The organism is Cobetia sp. 1CM21F (assembly GCF_023161745.1).
In the GTDB taxonomy this organism is placed as follows: Bacteria; Pseudomonadota; Gammaproteobacteria; order Pseudomonadales; family Halomonadaceae; genus Cobetia; species Cobetia amphilecti.
The window spans coordinates 1-16,869 of record NZ_JALNTQ010000002.1 but is presented as its reverse complement, the minus strand read 5'-3'; the positions used below and the strand labels follow the sequence as shown (position 1 = coordinate 16,869).

At 62.1% G+C, this 16,869-nt stretch carries 5 protein-coding genes; 1 reads left to right on the top strand and 4 read right to left on the bottom strand.

Annotated elements, in window-relative coordinates; translation table 11 throughout:
- Positions 1 to 105 precede the first annotated feature (105 nt).
- Positions 106 to 735 carry an ACP phosphodiesterase gene (locus MSG32_RS05705; RefSeq protein ID WP_248378477.1) on the top strand — a complete coding sequence of 210 codons (630 nt, stop codon included), beginning with the start codon at positions 106 to 108 and terminating at the stop codon, positions 733 to 735.
- A gap of 15 nt (positions 736 to 750) precedes the next feature.
- On the opposite strand, the gene MSG32_RS05700 is transcribed toward MSG32_RS05705, so the two are convergent.
- From MSG32_RS05700 to MSG32_RS05685, 4 genes are all read right to left on the bottom strand, one after another.
- Complete coding sequence (locus MSG32_RS05700; protein ID WP_248378475.1) at positions 751 to 1,938, bottom strand: HlyD family efflux transporter periplasmic adaptor subunit; 1,188 nt, start codon at positions 1,936 to 1,938, stop codon at positions 751 to 753.
- Positions 1,935 to 4,187, bottom strand: a complete 2,253-nt coding sequence (locus tag MSG32_RS05695) for a type I secretion system permease/ATPase (RefSeq protein WP_248378473.1) — start codon at positions 4,185 to 4,187, stop codon at positions 1,935 to 1,937. The genes MSG32_RS05700 and MSG32_RS05695 overlap by 4 nt, the downstream gene beginning before the upstream one ends.
- Positions 4,184 to 5,530, bottom strand: a complete 1,347-nt coding sequence (locus MSG32_RS05690) for a TolC family protein (protein ID WP_248378471.1) — start codon at positions 5,528 to 5,530, stop codon at positions 4,184 to 4,186. Before MSG32_RS05690 ends, MSG32_RS05695 begins: the two co-directional genes overlap by 4 nt.
- 173 nt (positions 5,531 to 5,703) lie before the next feature.
- Complete coding sequence (locus tag MSG32_RS05685) at positions 5,704 to 16,842, bottom strand: Ig-like domain-containing protein (protein ID WP_348983976.1); 11,139 nt, start codon at positions 16,840 to 16,842, stop codon at positions 5,704 to 5,706.
- Positions 16,843 to 16,869 lie beyond the last annotated feature (27 nt).

The following is a 16,869-nucleotide window of genomic DNA, read 5'->3' as shown; positions in this document are numbered from 1 at the left end:
ATCTCGATAGTCAGTAGAGTAGGGAAACAGGAGCAGGGGTATGCATTGCCAGGGCGCGCCAGATGAGACCGGCGACAGGATTCGCAAAAGCAGGAGTCTAGCAATTTGAACTTTCTCGGTCATGCACGCCTGAGTCTGGCGGGCAGCGATAACTTCCTGTTTGGCAACCTGATTGCCGATGGCGTGCGCGGCAGTGACCTGAGCGGCTGGTCGCCGGAGGTTGAGGCGGGCATCCGCTTTCACCGCCGCTGTGACGCGGTGATCGACGCTCATCCCGAGACACGCTGGTTGTTGACCCAGGTGCCGCCTTCGTCGCGACGTGTCGCCGGCATCGCCTTCGACATGATGTGGGATCACCTGCTGGCCGCCGAGATGCATGATGACGATATCGAGCGCCTCTATCGCCTGCTGGCGCGAGAGGAGGTGCCGTCACGCCTGTCGAGCCTCATCGAATGGATTCAGGTGCGCGATGCACTCAGGCGTTATCAAGAGCTGGAGTTCACGCTCGCGACCATTGCCAGCATCGGCGAGCGCATGACGGCCAGACGCCGCTTACGCCAGACAAGTGATACTCGCAATGAAAGGCTTACGCACAAGGTGGGGAATCTGGATGCAGGCGCCAATCCGCTGGCGGACATGACGCCGTGGCTGGCGGATAACCGCGCGATGCTCGAGGGCAGCTTCGCGCGGTTGTGGCCGGACATGCTGGCATTGCGCCAGCCGCCCGCTATCTGACGATCAGGCTTGCGCTCAGCGCAGCTCCAGACGCGTGAATGGCCTCAGCAGGTAGGAGAGCACGCTGCGCTCGCCGGTCTCGATGTCGACCGTGGCGACCATGCCCGGCTTGATAGGCAGCGTCTCGCCATTATGCTCAAGTGCCGCGGTCTCGCTGCTGACAAGCACCCGATAGTAGCTTTCCTCACCGCGTGGCGTTTCCTCCTCCAGGGTGTCAGAGCTGATGCGCACGACCTTGCCTTCCAGTGTGCCGTAGACCGCATAGTCGTAGGCGCTGATGCGGATCGTCGCCGGCATGCCCGGGGCGATGAAGGCGACATCCTGCGGGCGAATGCGCGTCTCGAATACCAGGGTGTCCTCCAGCGGCGTGATCTGCATGATCTCCTCGCCGGGCGGAATCACCCCACCGCGCGTGGTGATGGCGATGTTGTTGACCACCCCGCGCACCGGCGAGAGCAGCCGGGTACGGTCCAGCTGGTCGCGGCGCTGCACGCTGGTTTCCTCGAGGGCGGCCAGCTCGGACTTCTTGTCGGCAAGCTCGGCGTAGGCGTCCTGCAGATAGGTGTTGCGGATCTCGGCCTGACGACCGTTGAGCTCGGCGATCTCGCGATCCAGCTTGAGCATTTCCATCTCGCCCACGGCACGCCGCTTGACCAGCGGACGAATCACCGCGAGCTGACGCTGGGCCGCACTGATTTCCTTGCTGACCGCATTCAGGGCGCTGTCACGCTTCTTGCGCCGGGCCGTGAACAGCTCGCGCTCGGTGGCGGTCAGTGCCTCGTTGTCACGCATCTCCTCGGGGAACTCGATGCTCGACTTGTCCAGCACCTCAGCCTCCAGACGAGCGATGGTGGCACGCAGCGCCTGCGCCTGACTCAATGACTCCATGTAGGCCGAGCGGAAGCGGGTCTCGTCGATGGCGGCCAGCAGTTGACCGGCCTCGACGATCTCGCCCTCGCTGACCATCATCTCGTCGAGGATACCGCCCTCGAGGCTCTGGATGGTCTGCTGGCGGGAGGAGGGAATGACCTTGGCTTCGCCACGCGCCACCTCATTGACCTCGGCCCAGCTGGCCCAGGCGATGAACAGCGCGATGACCAGGAAGCTGGCCCAAAGCAGCGGACGCGACCAGTGGCTTTCCAGCTTCTGGTCCGGCGCGCCCAGCTCGCGTTTGATGAGTTCGGGATCGAAACGCTGGCTCATGAGGCCTCCTGGCGCTGACGGGATGCGGAGGTGGCCGGTGTCTTGCCGGCCGTTTGTCTGGCCATGATCTGATCCAGCGGGCCGTCCATGACGCGCTTGCCGTGGCGCAGCACCAGGGCGCGTTCGACCCAGCCGAGCAGTGACTTGCGGTGTGTGGCCAGCACCAGAGTGCGGCCGGCAAGCCAGGGGCCGAGGGTCTTGATGACGTGTTGCTCGGTGGCCTGATCCAGCGAGGCGGTGGGCTCATCCAGCAGCACCACGACCGGGTCCTGCAGGACCAGGCGGGCAAGGCCGAGGCTCTGACGCTGGCCACCGGACAGGCTGTGGCGGTCATGCAGCATCATGTCCAGCCCCAGCGGGTGGCGGCGCACGAAGTCGCCCAGTCCGGTCATCTCGATGACCTCCAGCAGGCGCATGTCGCTGACATCTCGCCCGTCGATGCACAGGTTGTCGCGCAGCGTACCGCTGAACAGGCTGATGTCCTGCGGCAGATAGCCGATGGCGCGCTGGCGGTCGGCAGGGTCGATCTGACTCAGGGCGAGGTTGTCGAGGGTCAGCTCGCCACTGGTGGGCGTGAAGTAGCCGGCCAGCAGACGCAGCAGAGTACTCTTGCCGGCGCCGTTGCCTCCCAGCAGGGCGAGGTGCTCACCGGGTGCGATGCTCAGTCGGTCCAGTGCCAGGGCTTCCGGGGCTTCCTCGTCGTAGCGCCAGTGCAGATTCTCGGCCTGGTAGTGACCGCGAGCCTGGGCGAGGCGCGCGAAGCGACGATCGCTGGGACGCTCGATATCGGTCTCCATCAGCGCATCCAGCCCTTCCTTGGCAACCTTGACATGCTGCCAGCGACTCAGCAGCGCACTGATCTGCAGGGTCGGGCCGATGGCGCGCGACGAGAGAATCGAGCAGGCGATCAGGGCACCGACACTCAACTCGCCGGCCATGATCAGGTAGACCCCGGCGATGATGACGCCGACGTAGGCCAGCTGCTGCATGCCGGTGCCCCAGCTGGTCAGCCAGGCGACTGCGTGGCGGAAGGTGACGCCGCGGTGCGTCTGCTCGGAGGTCAGGCGCTGCCACTGACGGCTGGCATGGCCCTCGGCGCGACAGGCCTTGAGGTTCTCGAGGTTGTCGAGGGTCTCGAGCAGCACGCCATTCTTGACCGCCGATTCGCGCATGCCTTCACGCGACAGGCGTGACAGCCATGGTTGCGCCAGCAGCACGGGAATCAGCATCAACACGATGGCCGCCACCGGTACCCAGACTACCGGGCCGCCCAGCAGGGCGATCAGGCCCAGGAACAGCAGCGCGAAGGGCAGATCCCCACAGGCGCCGAGGGTCGAGGCGGTGAAGAACTCGCGAATGGCGTCGAAGTCACGAATCTGGCTGGCCATCGCCCCGGTCGAGCGCGGCTTGGCGGCCAGGCGCATCTGCACGGCGTGACGGAAGATGTGATCGTTGAGTTCGAGGTCGATCTTCTTGCCCGAGTTCTCGATCAGCTGCGCCCGCAATGCGCGCAACAAGGCTTCCAGCCCGATGGCGAGCATCACGCCGATGCCCAGCGCCCACAGCGTATCGACGGCGCCGGTCGGCACCACCCGGTCATAGACCTGCATCGCGAACAGGGCCGTGGCCACGGCCAGCAGGGCGGCAAGCGAGGAGGACAGCGCGACCTCGGCGAAGACGCGCCAATGCGACTTGAGCCGTGAGGTCAGCCAATGCCCCCTCTGGGTCTGGCTGTAGCCTTCCGCGCGCTCCAGCGAGATCTCGCCATGCGCAAAAAGCGCAATGCCGGCGTAGGTAGCAGCCAGCGCGTCCTGTGGCAGCCAGTAGGCGCCACCGGACAGGGGATCGAGCAGCTTGTAGCCGGGGCCGTCGGGGGGGGGGGCCAAGTCATCGTCTGCCTGGGTGTTGCTCGTGTCGCTGCTCGACTCGGCAGACCACTGATGCGAGGCCTCATGGGACAGCAGCACGCGACTGCTGCCGTCTTCCAGCAGCACGACACAGGGCATCAGGCTTTCGGGAATCTCGTTGAGCGGCGCCTGGCTCAGACGCGCGGCGATGCCCTGGCGCGACAGGGCCTGCTCCAGATCCTGCGGCGCCAGTTTACCCTTGGTGAGTGGCGTGCCGTGTCGTAGGCGTTCGAGATCGATGCCGTGGCCCTGCAGGCGCAGCAACTGGCGAACGCTCTCCAGCAATGGGTCGGGTTGCGATGTCGCCGTGGCCGAGGAGGCGGTGGTCTGTGGGGCGCTCATGGGCTAACTCCCTGGCTGGCATGGTGATGAGAGTGGGGCAGCGAGGTGTGCGCCGTCTCTGGCGGGGTGGCAGCGGCTTCGGCCCGATAGGGCGAGGAGACAAGCGGCAGCGCACCCAGCTGGGTCGCCAGGTCATATTGATCGGTGAGCAGCTGGGTATTGAGCTCGATCATCTGGCGCCGTGCGGCGAAGATCTCGCTCTCGATGGTCAGCAGGTCCTCGATATTGCGCGAGCCGGTGATGAACTGGTCGCGATAGCTGCTGCGCAGGCGTTCGCCACTGCGCGCCTGCTGATCCAGCGCCTTGATACGTGCCTCGACCGCCGGCTGACTCGCTGACAGACGCTTTATCTGGCGGCGCAGCTCGCGGGCGGTGGAGGCGGTCTCGAACTGGGCGGCGGTCAGGCGTGCACGGTCCGCTTCGGGCTGGCGCAACGGTGTCAGACCCTGGAACACCGGGGCCTCGATGCGCAGACCGATGCTGGAGTCGCTGACCATGTCGTCGTTCGACTCATAGCGTGAGCTGGTCGCCTCCAGACGCAACTCCGGCCAGCGCTCGGCCTCGCTCAGGCTCAGGGCGTGGCGCGCGGCATTCTGCTGACTGACATGACTGCGATAGGCCGGCGCGTTGGTGATGGCGGCATCGGTGGTGGCGGGGTCGCGGGCCAGATCCGCCACGATCGGCAGGGGCGGCGGGGCGCTCAGGGCGACATCCCTGAAGGAGCGGCCGCTGAGTATCTCGAGCTCCTGACGGGCGGTGTCGGCATCGCCCTGCAGGCGTGCCAGCCACTCGCGGGCACTGGCCAGATCAACGGCGGCCCGGTCCAGCTCGACCCGATCCCCATAGCCCGAGAAGGTGCGGTCATTGGCCAGGCGCTCGAGGCTTTCGAGCTTCTCGATGTAGTCGCGCACGCGGCGCATCATGGCGCGATTGGCGCCCAGATCGATATAGGCAGTGATCGCCTCCTGGGCGATTTCCATGCGGGTCTGATCCAGGGTGTCACGCTCGACGTTCTGCTCCGCCTTGCGCTGCTCGACCTCGGCCTCTACCTGGCCCCAGTCGTACAGCATCTGGCTCAGGGTGAGACGGTAGCCGCCCTCGGTGAAGTTGTCCTCGGTGCCGACACTGCTCTCCAAGCGCGGCCAATAGCCATCCTCGGCGATCTCGATTTCCGTCCCTGCGGCACGCACATTGGCCCGGGCGGCCTCGATGCGAGGGTCATGGGCAAGCACATCGCTCAGCACGGCGGCAAGATCACGACTCGTCTGGGCAGTGGCCGGGAGTGATGCTGAAAGCCCGGCGGAGATGACACAGATGGCGACGCAACGCTTCGTCGCTGGCATGCGCGGAAGTGTTGCCTGTCTGTGGGCAGACGGGCAACGAAATAGGGTGGGCATCATGTGACTCCTTGTCTTCAGAGTATCCTCTGAAGTGCTGCGTCATCCTGACGCTCTAGTGTTTCTGAATCATGCTGATCATCAAGGGAGGTGCCCCTTGCGGGGCACCTCGATCAGGCTTATCCGTTGCTGGTATTCACGGTCACGTCTTGATCGATATACAGCGTTGCCTCACCAAGCTGATAAGTATCATACGTCGTGCCGTTGAACTCGGTCGTTGTCGCGGAGGATGTTGCCCCAGCCGCTTCCACGCTATCGCCTTCATCGCCATCGATATACAGCTCGTTATCGCCATCGGTGAGGTTCAATACCGTATCGGCATCGATTTTCAGACTGGTGCCGGTCTCGCTGCTGGCCGAGATATCGAGCACTTCGATGTTGGTCATGACACTGGGCTCAGCCTGGGCGGACAAGGCGACGAGATCGATGCCTTTTCCTGTGCCATCGAAGCTGACGGTATCGATGTCAGCGCCACCCTCGATGGTGAAGTCCAGGCTGGAAGTGACGATCAGGTCATCACCCGCGCCACCATCGAAGGTGTTGCTGCCCGAATCGCCAATCAGCAGATCATTTCCCGCATTGCCGACCAGGGAGTCATCCCCTTCACCACCTCGAATGACATCGTCAAAGCTACTGCCGATGAGAGAGTCATTGCCGGAAAGCCCGAAGATCGCGCTGCCTTCGAGGTTGGCTGAAATATCGATTTCATCATCGGTCAGCAGGCTACCAATAAAGGTGTTGCTCTCGTCAATACCGGAGAACAGGGGTTCATTGGAATCAAGCAGCTCCACACCTGCCAAAGAGGAGATGGCATCCGTGGTGCTGGCATCGTAGGCATCGGTCGCCGTGATGCTGTAGGCATCAAGTAGGTCGATGTTCGCCAAGTTGAATTCGGCAGCACCGCCATCATCGAATCCGATGGTCGCCAGGAATTGAGTGAGCGCCAGGTTGTCGATGTCTCCACCGTCAGCCGCGGTAATGGTCAGCTCCGCGGAAGTGGCGAGTGTCCCGATGATCCCGCCATTGCTACTTGTAACTGATAGGCTAAGCGAAGTCGCCAGGTCGTTGTCCCAAGTGAATTGAGGATCAGTGAGCAAACCGCTCAGTGCACTGACATCCACGACTGCAGCGTAATTGATCACGACTTCGCGCAGGTTGTTGTCAGGGTCTGCGACGAAGACCTGGTTGTTGGAAAGGTCAATCAGGTCGATTGCCTCGAGACCGACCAGGCCCAACAGCTCAGAATCCTGCAGGGTGACGATAGGGGCGGTATTGGTGACCGCGTCCAGGCTTTCTTCACCGACGAAGGTGATTTCACCCGTCGCCGTATCGCCATCACCATCCACGACCGTGACACTGACATCAGACTCATTGACCTCCGTGCCCACCAACAACTGCTCGCCGCTGATGAGGGAGTCGATGACCTCACTGCTCGTCAAGGTGCCACCTTCGGTCAGATCGAGTCCGTCGATATTGATGACCTGGTTGGCGGACGCGGCAGGATCAGCGGTCAATCCACCCTCTGTGTTGATATAGAGGACGGTCGCACCGGCTGCCGAGACATATTCGGCACTGATATAGCTCGCAAGATTGTTGGTGGCGCTATCGACATAATAGGCCCCGTTGAGCATATCGCGCAGATCAAGAATGTCTCCTGATCCGGCGCCACCATTATTGAAGTTGAGCACGGTGTCTGTTGCCGCAGCAGCGACAGTGCCCTCATCACCGGACTCCCAACGAAGGATGTCGACTCCGTCACCACCGTTCAGGGTGTCGTCGTCTGCACCGCCGATCAGCAGGTCAGTCGCACCACCTCCGTTCAGTTCGTCATTGCCGCTACCGCCGCGCAGGATGTCATTACCATTACCACCAGTTAGCTGATCATTTCCAGCGTAACCGTATAGCCCTTCTCCATCGGAATTTGCATTTAGTGAATTAGATGTATCATCACCTTCCTTTACTGCTGGCTGATAATCTGTGCTCAACAGATTCAAATTGATTAGAGTGGCATCTGCAGCGGGAGTAGATGTCGCATTCAATGCATCAGTGGCAGTTATTACTGTGCTGCTCACTATATCGAGTAGTAGAGTGTCAAGATCAAGTAGATCTAAAGCAGCATTAAGTACAGCACCCAGGCCTGTAGGTGATTCAAGTGTTAATTCAACTGTGCTCAATATTTCGTTGACTTTAAGGTTTGATATAGAGCCTTCAGAGGCTGATATATCCAGGACGACTTCACCAGCAGTGTTTGTGTTCTGCTCAACATTCAATCCTAGTTCAGTAGCTAGCTGTTCGCTCCAAGACCAGGATACAGCGCCAACCAATGCTGATACTAATCCTCCTAAAAGAGTGACACTTTGTACAAGGCTAACTAAGCCATTCGTGCTGATGGTTGCAGAAGTCAGGTTTTCATCAACATCATAGGCATTGAATAACTGATCATTATTGAGATCGATAACATCCAATGCATTGAGGCCGACAACACCCAATACGTCACTGGTCTCATTGGCTAATACCACAGGGCGTGTATTGGCTGCCTCTGTTGCGCTGAACTGGCCCTGGTGGCTGTAGCTATAGTCCCCTGAGTCGATATTCAGGCTAAAGGTTTCACCCGACAGCGTTTCGACCGCCAGAATGCCATCGACGATGCTGACAGTATCACCAGCTTCCAGACCAATCTCGGCAGAGGTGCCGGTCACGTCCGCATAGGTGCCATCATCAGAGACAGTGAATGTCAGGCCCTTGAACGTGAAGGACTGCACCTGCCCATTTGCCGCATCAGCCCCAAACCCGAAGTCATCCTCACCATCGAAGATGGAGCCGGTGTAATCCGTATTCGAGCTCAGAGTCTCCACGACGGTACTTGCCGCAATCGTCGGTACATCATCAGCGATATCGATGTTCAAGGTACTACTGGTGCTCGATGTCCCATCGCTCAGAATGACAAGTACATCCACCGTGGATGACTCGGCATTCGCCTGATCAATGTTGCCGAGCAGTTCTGCGCTATAGACAACTTCCGAGCCATCCTCGGTCACCGAAACGACCATGACGGCCGTCGCTGCAGCGTTGTCGACATCACTTGCCAGTGTGAGTGTGCGTCCTTCATCCGTGACGACCCAATCAAGCGCCTGGCCGTTGCTGGTGAGCGACTCGGTAGAGCTGAGTGAGAGTGTTGCCTCACCGCTGGTATCGGCGAATGTTTGAGTGCTGGCGACGGCGCCCGCCGCAGAGGCGATCAGCGCTTCCGAGATCGTGAGACGGTTGGCATTGCCCAGATCGAGGAAATCGTCGCTCAGCTTGGTCGCCGTATCGGTCACGGCGGCCACATTCTCATTTCCTGCATCGTCCGTCACGGTCATGGTCACGGTCAGCAGTCCCTCTGCCAGACCGGTGAGGTCGACGCCTGACACAGTCACTTCGCCCGCCGCCGAAACAGTGATGTTCTCGGTTGGGACGGTGACGGAGCCATTATCGGTATCAGTGATCACGATCGTGAGGTTGCTGCTGGTCAAGCCGGCTTCAACAGTGCCTTCGAATGTCACATCTGTCGCTTCTGCAGCGTTGATGTCCCCATCAGCATCCGTGAAGTTGATGAGACTCCCTGTCGGAGCGGTCGTATCAATGACGACGTCTTGACTCTCGATGGTGCCATCGTTGCCGGCGGCGTCCTGCACCTTGAGCTGCACGGTGGCAGAGGCGGTGAGGTCGGCATCGGCATAGCTGACAGTAGTACCGGACACGCTGTCGGTGATGTCGACCCAGGTGGTGCCATCAGTGCTGTAGAGCAGAGCTTCCCCAGTGGCGAGCTCGGCACTCAGCGTGGCGGTGACCGTCAGGCCATCATCGTCATTGGTGATGAAGTCATCGGCTGCGAGGCCAGTATCGTCACTGATGGAATCGATGGTGACAGTCGTTGTGGGGGCAGTGGTATCTATGGTCACTGTGCCCAGATTGACTTCATTGCTGACATTGCCTGCGGCGTCAGTAATGACAGCTGAGGCGTTGTAGCTACTGCCATCGGTCAACGTGTCAGCCGGGATGGTCACAGTCACAGTGCCTGCGTCGATATCCGTTTCTACCAGCGCCACATCAGCAGTAATCACATTATCCGCATCATCTGTGTCAACCAAGGTGACAGTGGCCGTATCCCCTGCAACGGTATCCGCACTGAGCGCGACCTCGGCTTGTAGCCCATCTGTCAGCTCCTCGATATTCACGCCATTGAGGGCTTCATCGATGACCAACGTCGGCGGCGCGCCCGGGGCCGTATTATCTACAGTCACGGCGCCCAGGTTGACGGCGTCGCTGACATTGCCGGCGACATCGGTCTGACGGATCTGCACAACGCCATCGGCGTAGCTGCCTTCGGCGAGGGTGAAGGAGGTGCCGGTGCCATCGATCCAGTTGCTGCCGCCGTCGAGGGAGTACTCCCAGCTGGCGTCGGCTTCCAGACCGCTGACGGTGACTTCACCATTGCTGGTGATGCCGTCGTCGGTGACGTTGGTGTCGGTGGTGAGCGCAAGGCTCGGGACTTCAGGTGCCGTGAGGTCACTGGTGGTGATGTCGTCGGTCTCGAACGTATTGCCCGCCACATCGGTCACGGTCATCGAGACGGTGAGGGCGCCTTCAGTGAGCCCGGAAGTTGCGGTGCTCAGGTCCAGACCGGTGACGGACAGATTGCCGGCACCGTCGACCGCAATGTCAGTCGTGGCGACGGTAATCTCGTTGGCCGGATCGGCGCTGTCAGTGATGGTGATCACGACATTGCTGCTGTCGAGACCGGCCTCGATGCTGCCAGTCAGATCGACGGCGCTGATGTCTGCCAGATTGAGCAGGCCATCGTCACCATCGACGAAGGCGATGCTGCCCGTCGGGGCGGTCGCATCGACCGTCACGGCGCCCAGGTTCACGGCGTCACTGACATTGCCGGCCACATCGGTCTGACGGATCTGCACAACGCCATCGGCGTAGACATCTTCGTCCAGCGTGAAGGTGGTGCCGGTGCCATCGATCCAGTTGCTGCCGCCGTCGGTGGTGTACTCCCAAGTCGCGCCGGCCTCGAGGTCACTGACGGTGACTTCACCATTGCTGGTGATGCCATCGTCGGTGATGTTGGTGTCGGTGGTGAGCGCAATGCTCGGTGTGGCGATGGTCGCATCGACCGTCACGTCGCCCAGGTTCACGGCGTCGCTGACATTGCCGGCCACATCGGTCTGACGGATCTGCACGTCACCATTGGCGTAGACACCTTCGCCCAGCGTGAAGGTGGTGCCGGTGCCATCGATCCAGTTGCTGCCGCCGTCGAGGGAGTACTCCCAAGTGGCGTCGGCTTCCAGACCACTGACGGTGACTTCGCCATTGCTGGTGATGCCGTCGTCCGAAATATTGGTGTCGGTGGTGAGCGCAAGGCTCGGAGCGTCGATGGTCGCATCGACCGTCACAGCGCCCAGGTTCACGGCGTCGCTGACATTGCCGGCGACATCGGTCTGACGGATCTGCACGCTACCGTCGGCATAGCTGCCTTCGGCAAGGGTGAAGGTAGTGCCAGTGCCCGCAATCCAGGTCGTGCCACCGTTGGTGGTGTACTCCCAGGCCGCGTCGGCTTCCAGATCGCTGACGGTGACTTCACCATTGCTGGTGATGCCGTCGTCGGTGACGTTGGTGTCGGTGGTGAGCGCAAGGCTCGGTGCGGCGATGGTGGCATCGACCGTCACGTCGCCCAGGTTCACGGCGTCGCTGACATTGCCGGCTACGTCGGTCTGACGGATCTGCACAACGCCATCGGCGTAGACACCTTCGGCCAGCGTGAAGGAGGTGCCGGTGCCATCGGTCCAGTTGCTGCCGCCGTCGAGGGAATACTCCCATCTGGCGTCGGCTTCCAGATCGCTGACGGTGACGTCGCCATTGCTGGTGATGCCGTCGTCGGTGATGTTGGTGTCGGCGGTGAGCGCAAGGCTCGGCGCGTCAGGCACCGTGAGGTCACTGGTGGTGGTGCCGTCGGTCTCGAACGTATTGCCCGCCACATCGGTCACAGTCATCGAGACGGTGAGGGCGCCTTCGGTGAGCCCGGAAGTTGCAGTGCTCAGGTCCAGTCCGGTGACGGACAGATTTCCGGCACCGTCGACCGTAATGTCAGTCGTGGCAACGGCGATCTCGTTGGCCGGATCGGCGCTGTCAGTGATGGTGATCACGACATTGCTGCTGTCGAGACCGGCCTCGATGCTGCCAGTCAGATCGACGGCGCTGATGTCTGCCAGGTTGAGGAGACCATCGCCACCATCGACGAAGGCGATGCTACCCGTCGGGGCGGTCGCATCGACCGTCACGTCGCCCAGGTTCACGGTGTCGCTGACATTGCCGGCGACATCGGTCTGACGGATCTGCACGCTACCGTCGGCATAGCTGCCTTCGGCAAGGGTGAAGGTAGTGCCGGTGCCATCGATCCAGTTGCTGCCGCCGTCGAGGGAGTACTCCCAAGTGGCGTCAGCTTCCAGACCACTGACGGTGACTTCGCCATTGCTGGTGATGCCGTCGTCGGTAATGTTGGTGTCTTCACTCAGCGCAAGGCTCGGAGCGTCAGGTGCCGTGAGGTCACTGGTGGTGGTGTCGTCGGTCTCGAACGTATTGCCCGCCACATCGGTCACGGTCATCGAGACGGTAAGGGCGCCTTCGGTGAGCCCGGAAGTTGCGGTGCTCAGGTCCAGACCGGTTACGGACAGATTGCCGGCACCGTCGACCGTAATGTCAGTCGTGGCGACGATGATCTCGTTGGCCTGATCGGCGCTGTCAGTGATGGTGATCACGACATTGCTGCTGTCGAGGCCGGCCTCGATGCTGCCAGTCAGATCGACGGCGCTGATGTCTGCCAGATTGAGCAGGCCATCGTCACCATCGACGAAGGCGATGCTGCCCGTCGGGGCGGTCGCATCGACCGTCACGTCGCCCAGGTTCACGGCGTCGCTGACATTGCCGGCTACGTCGGTCTGACGGATCTGCACAACGCCATCGGCGTAGACACCTTCGGCCAGCGTGAAGGAGGTGCCGGTGCCATCGATCCAGTTGCTGCCGCCGTCGAGGGAATACTCCCAGCTGGCGTCGGCTTCCAGATCGCTGACGGTGACCTCGCCATTGCTGGTGATGCCATCGTCGGTGATGTTGGTGTCGGTGGTGAGCGCAAGGCTCGGAGCGGCGATGGTCGCATCGACCGTCACGTCACCCAGGTTCACGGCGTCGCTGACATTGCCGGCGACATCGGTCTGACGGATCTGCACGACGCCATCGGCGTAGACACCTTCGTCCAGCGTGAAGGTGGTGCCAGTGCCAACGATCCAGTTGCTGCCGCCGTCGGTGGTGTACTCCCAGCTGGCGTCGGCTTCCAGACCGCTGACGGTGACTTCACCATTGCTGGTGATGCCGTCGTCGGTGACGTTGGTGTCGGTGGTGAGCGCAAGGCTCGGGACTTCAGGTGCCGTGAGGTCACTGGTGGTGGTGTCGTCGGTCTCGAACGTATTGCCCGCCACATCGGTCACGGTCATCGAGACGGTGAGGGCGCCTTCAGTGAGCCCGGAAGTTGCGGTGCTCAGGTCCAGACCGGTGACGGACAGATTGCCGGCACCGTCGACCGCAATGTCAGTCGTGGCGACGGTGATCTCGTTGGCCGGATCGGCGCTGTCAGTGATGGTGATCACGACATTGCTGCTGTCGAGACCGGCCTCGATGCTGCCAGTCAGGTCGACGGCGCTGATGTCTGCCAGATTGAGCAGGCCATCGTCACCATCGACGAAGCCGATGCTGCCCGTCGGAGCGGTCGCATCGACCGTCACAGCGCCCAGGTTCACGGCGTCGCTGACGTTGCCGGCCACATCGGTCTGACGGATCTGCACAACGCCATCGGCGTAGACACCTTCGCCCAGCGTGAAGGTGGTGCCGGTGCCATCGATCCAGTTGCTGCCGCCGTCGAGGGAATACTCCCAGCTGGCGTCGGCTTCCAGACCACTGACGGTGACTTCGCCATTGCTGGTTATGCCGTCGTCATCCGTTCCGGTATCGCTAGACAATGCCAAGGCCGGACTGGTGGGCACAGTAGTATCGACAGTAAGCGTGAACTCGCCAGACGGCGCGCTTTCGTTGCCGGCAGTATCTGTCGCGGTGACGCTGAAGACATGCTCGCCATCGGTGAGATCAGTGCTCGGGGTATAGCGCCAGGCGCCATTGGCATCCGCCGTCACGCTATCAACGACTTCGCCGTTGTGGGTGATGGTGACGGTGCTGCCGGCCTCGGCGCTGCCGGTGAGGGTCGGCGTCGGGTCATTGGTGCTGTCGCCGGAGGCGAGGGCACCGGTATCGGCTGCCACGTCGTCGGTCGCAGAGGCGATGGTCGGCGTGTTCGGTGCGGTAACGTCAGCATCTTCCGGCACATCAAGTGCCGCGGACGCTGCGCTTTCATTGCCGGCCGCATCGGTTGCCGTGGCTGTCAGTGTGCTGCCAGCTTCCTGCTCCGGTGAAAGCTCAACCGAGAAGTTGCCTTCTGCATCGACGACCGCTGTTCCCAGCACATCATCGTTGGCATTGGTGATCTCGACCGTGGTGCCCGCTTCACCGGTCCCGGCGACGGTGGTGCCATCGGTCTCGGACAGGATCGGTGCGTCCGGCGCGGTGGTGTCGACGGTGAGGGTGAACTCGCCAGACGGCGCGCTTTCGTTGCCGGCAGTATCTGTCGCGGTGACGCTGAAGACATGCTCGCCATCGGTGAGATCAGTGCTCGGGGTGTAGCGCCAGGCACCATTGGCATCGGCGGTGGCTGCCGCGATTTCCTCACCGTTGTGGGTGATGGTGACGGTGCTATTGGCCTCAGCGCTGCCGGTCAGCGTCGGCGTCGCGTCATTGGTGCTGTCGCCGGAGGCGAGGGCACCGGTATCGGCTGCCACGTCGTCGGTCGCAGAGGCGATGGTCGGCGTGTTCGGCGCGGTAACGTCAGCATCTTCTGGCACATCAAGTGCCGCGGACGCTGCGCTTTCATTGCCGGCCGCATCGGTTGCCGTGGCTGTCAGTGTGCTGCCAGCTTCCTGCTCCGGTGAAAGCTCAACCGAGAAGTTGCCTTCTGCATCGACGACCGCTGTTCCCAGCACATCATCGTTGGCATTGGTGATCTCGACCGTGGTGCCCGCTTCACCGGTCCCGGCGACGGTGGTGCCATCGGTCTCGCTCAGGACTGGGGCATCCGGCGCTGTGGTGTCGACGGTGAGTGTGAACTCGCCAGAGGATGCACTTTCGTTACCGGCGGCATCGGTCGCGGTGACGCTGAAGACATGCTCGCCATCGGTGAGATCAGTGCTCGGGGTATAGCTCCAGGCGCCATTGGCATCGGCGGCGACTGTCGCGATTTCTTCACCGTTGTGGGTGATGTTGACGGTGCTGCCGGCTTCGGCGCTGCCGGTCAGGGTCGGAGTCGCATCGTTGGTGCTGTCGCCGGAGGCGAGGGCACCGGTATCGGCTGCTACGTCGTCGGTCGCGGAGGTGATGGTCGGCGTGTTCGGCGCGGTAACGTCAGCATCTTCCGGCACATCGAGTGCCGCGGACGCTGCGCTTTCATTGCCGGCCGCATCGGTTGCCGTGGCTGTCAGTGTGCTGCCAGCTTCCTGCTCCGGCGAGAGCTCAACGGAGAAGTTGCCTCCTGCATCGACGACCGCTGTTCCCAGCACATCATCGTTGGCATTGGTGATCTCGACCGTGGTGCCCGCTTCACCGGTCCCGGCGACGGTGGTGCCATCGGTCTCGCTCAGAACCGGCGCATCCGGCGCGGTAGTGTCGACGGTAAGCGTGAACTCGCCAGAGGTCGTACTCTCGTTGCCGGCGGCATCGGTCGCGGTGACGCTGAAGACGTGATCGCCATCGGTGAGATCAGTGCTCGGGGTATAGCGCCAGGCACCATTGGCATCCGCCGTCACGCTATCAACGACTTCGCCGTTGTGGGTGATGGTGACGGTGCTGCCGGCTTCGGCGCTGCCGGTCAGCGTCGGAGTCGCGTCATTGGTGCTGTCGCCGGAGGCGAGGGCACCGGTATCGGCAGCCACATCGTCGGTCGCGGAGGTGATGGTCGGCGTGTTCGGCGCGGTAACGTCAGCGTCTTCCGGCACCACCAGGGTGTCGGAGACTGGGCTTTCGTTACCTGCGGCGTCGGTGACGGTGGCGGTTAGCTCAGCGCTGGCTTCCTGCTCCGGGGAGAGCTCAACCGAGAAGTTGCCTTCTGCATCGACGGCCGCGGTGCCCACAACATCATCGTTGGCATTGGTGATCTCGACCGTGGTGCCCGCTTCACCGGTCCCAGCGACGGTGGTGCCATCCGTCTCGGACAGGATCGGTGCATCCGGCGCGTTGGTGTCGACCGTGAGCGTGAACTCGCCAGACGCTGGGCTTTCATTGCCGGCTTCGTCAGTCGCGGTGACGCTGAAGGCGTGGTCGCCATCGGTGAGATCAGTAGTCGGTGTGTAGCTCCATGTGCCATTGGTATCCGCCGTCACGCTATCAACGACTTCGCCGTTGTGGGTGATGGTGACGGTGCTACCGGCTTCGGCGCTGCCGGTCACCGTCGGCGTCGCATCGTTGGTGCTGTCGCCGGAGGCGAGGGCACCGGTATCGGCTGGTACATCGTCGGTCGCCGAGGTGATGGTCGGCGTGTTCGGCGCGGTAACGTCAGCGTCTTCCGGCACCACCAAGGCGTCGGAGACTGGGCTTTCGTTACCCGCGGCGTCGGTGACGGTGGCGGCCAGCTCAGCGCCAGCTTCCTGCTTCGGAGACAGGGTGATGCTGAAGGTACCGTCATCGGCAACAGTACCGCTGCCCAGCAAGTCGCCATCACCATTGGTGATTTCGACGGTGCCGCCGGCCTCGGCGCTGCCATTGACGGTGCTGCCATTGGCCGTCTCGCCATCGGTCTCGGACAGGATCGGGGCATCCGGCGCGACGGTGTCGACCGTGAGCGTGAACTCGCCAGACGGCGCGCTTGCGTTGCCAGCAGCATCGGTCGCGGTGACGCTGAAGACATGATCGCCATCGGTGAGATCAGTGCTCGGGGTGTAGCGCCAGGCGCCATTGGCATCGGCGGTGACTGTCGCGATTTCCTCACCGTTATGGATGATGGTGACGGTGCTACCGGCTTCGGCGCTGCCGATCAGGGTCGGCGTCGAGTCATTGGTGCTGTCGCCGGAGGCGAGGGCACCGGTATCGGCTGCCACATCGTCGGTCGCGGAAGTGATGGTCGGCGTGTTCGGCGCGGTAACGTC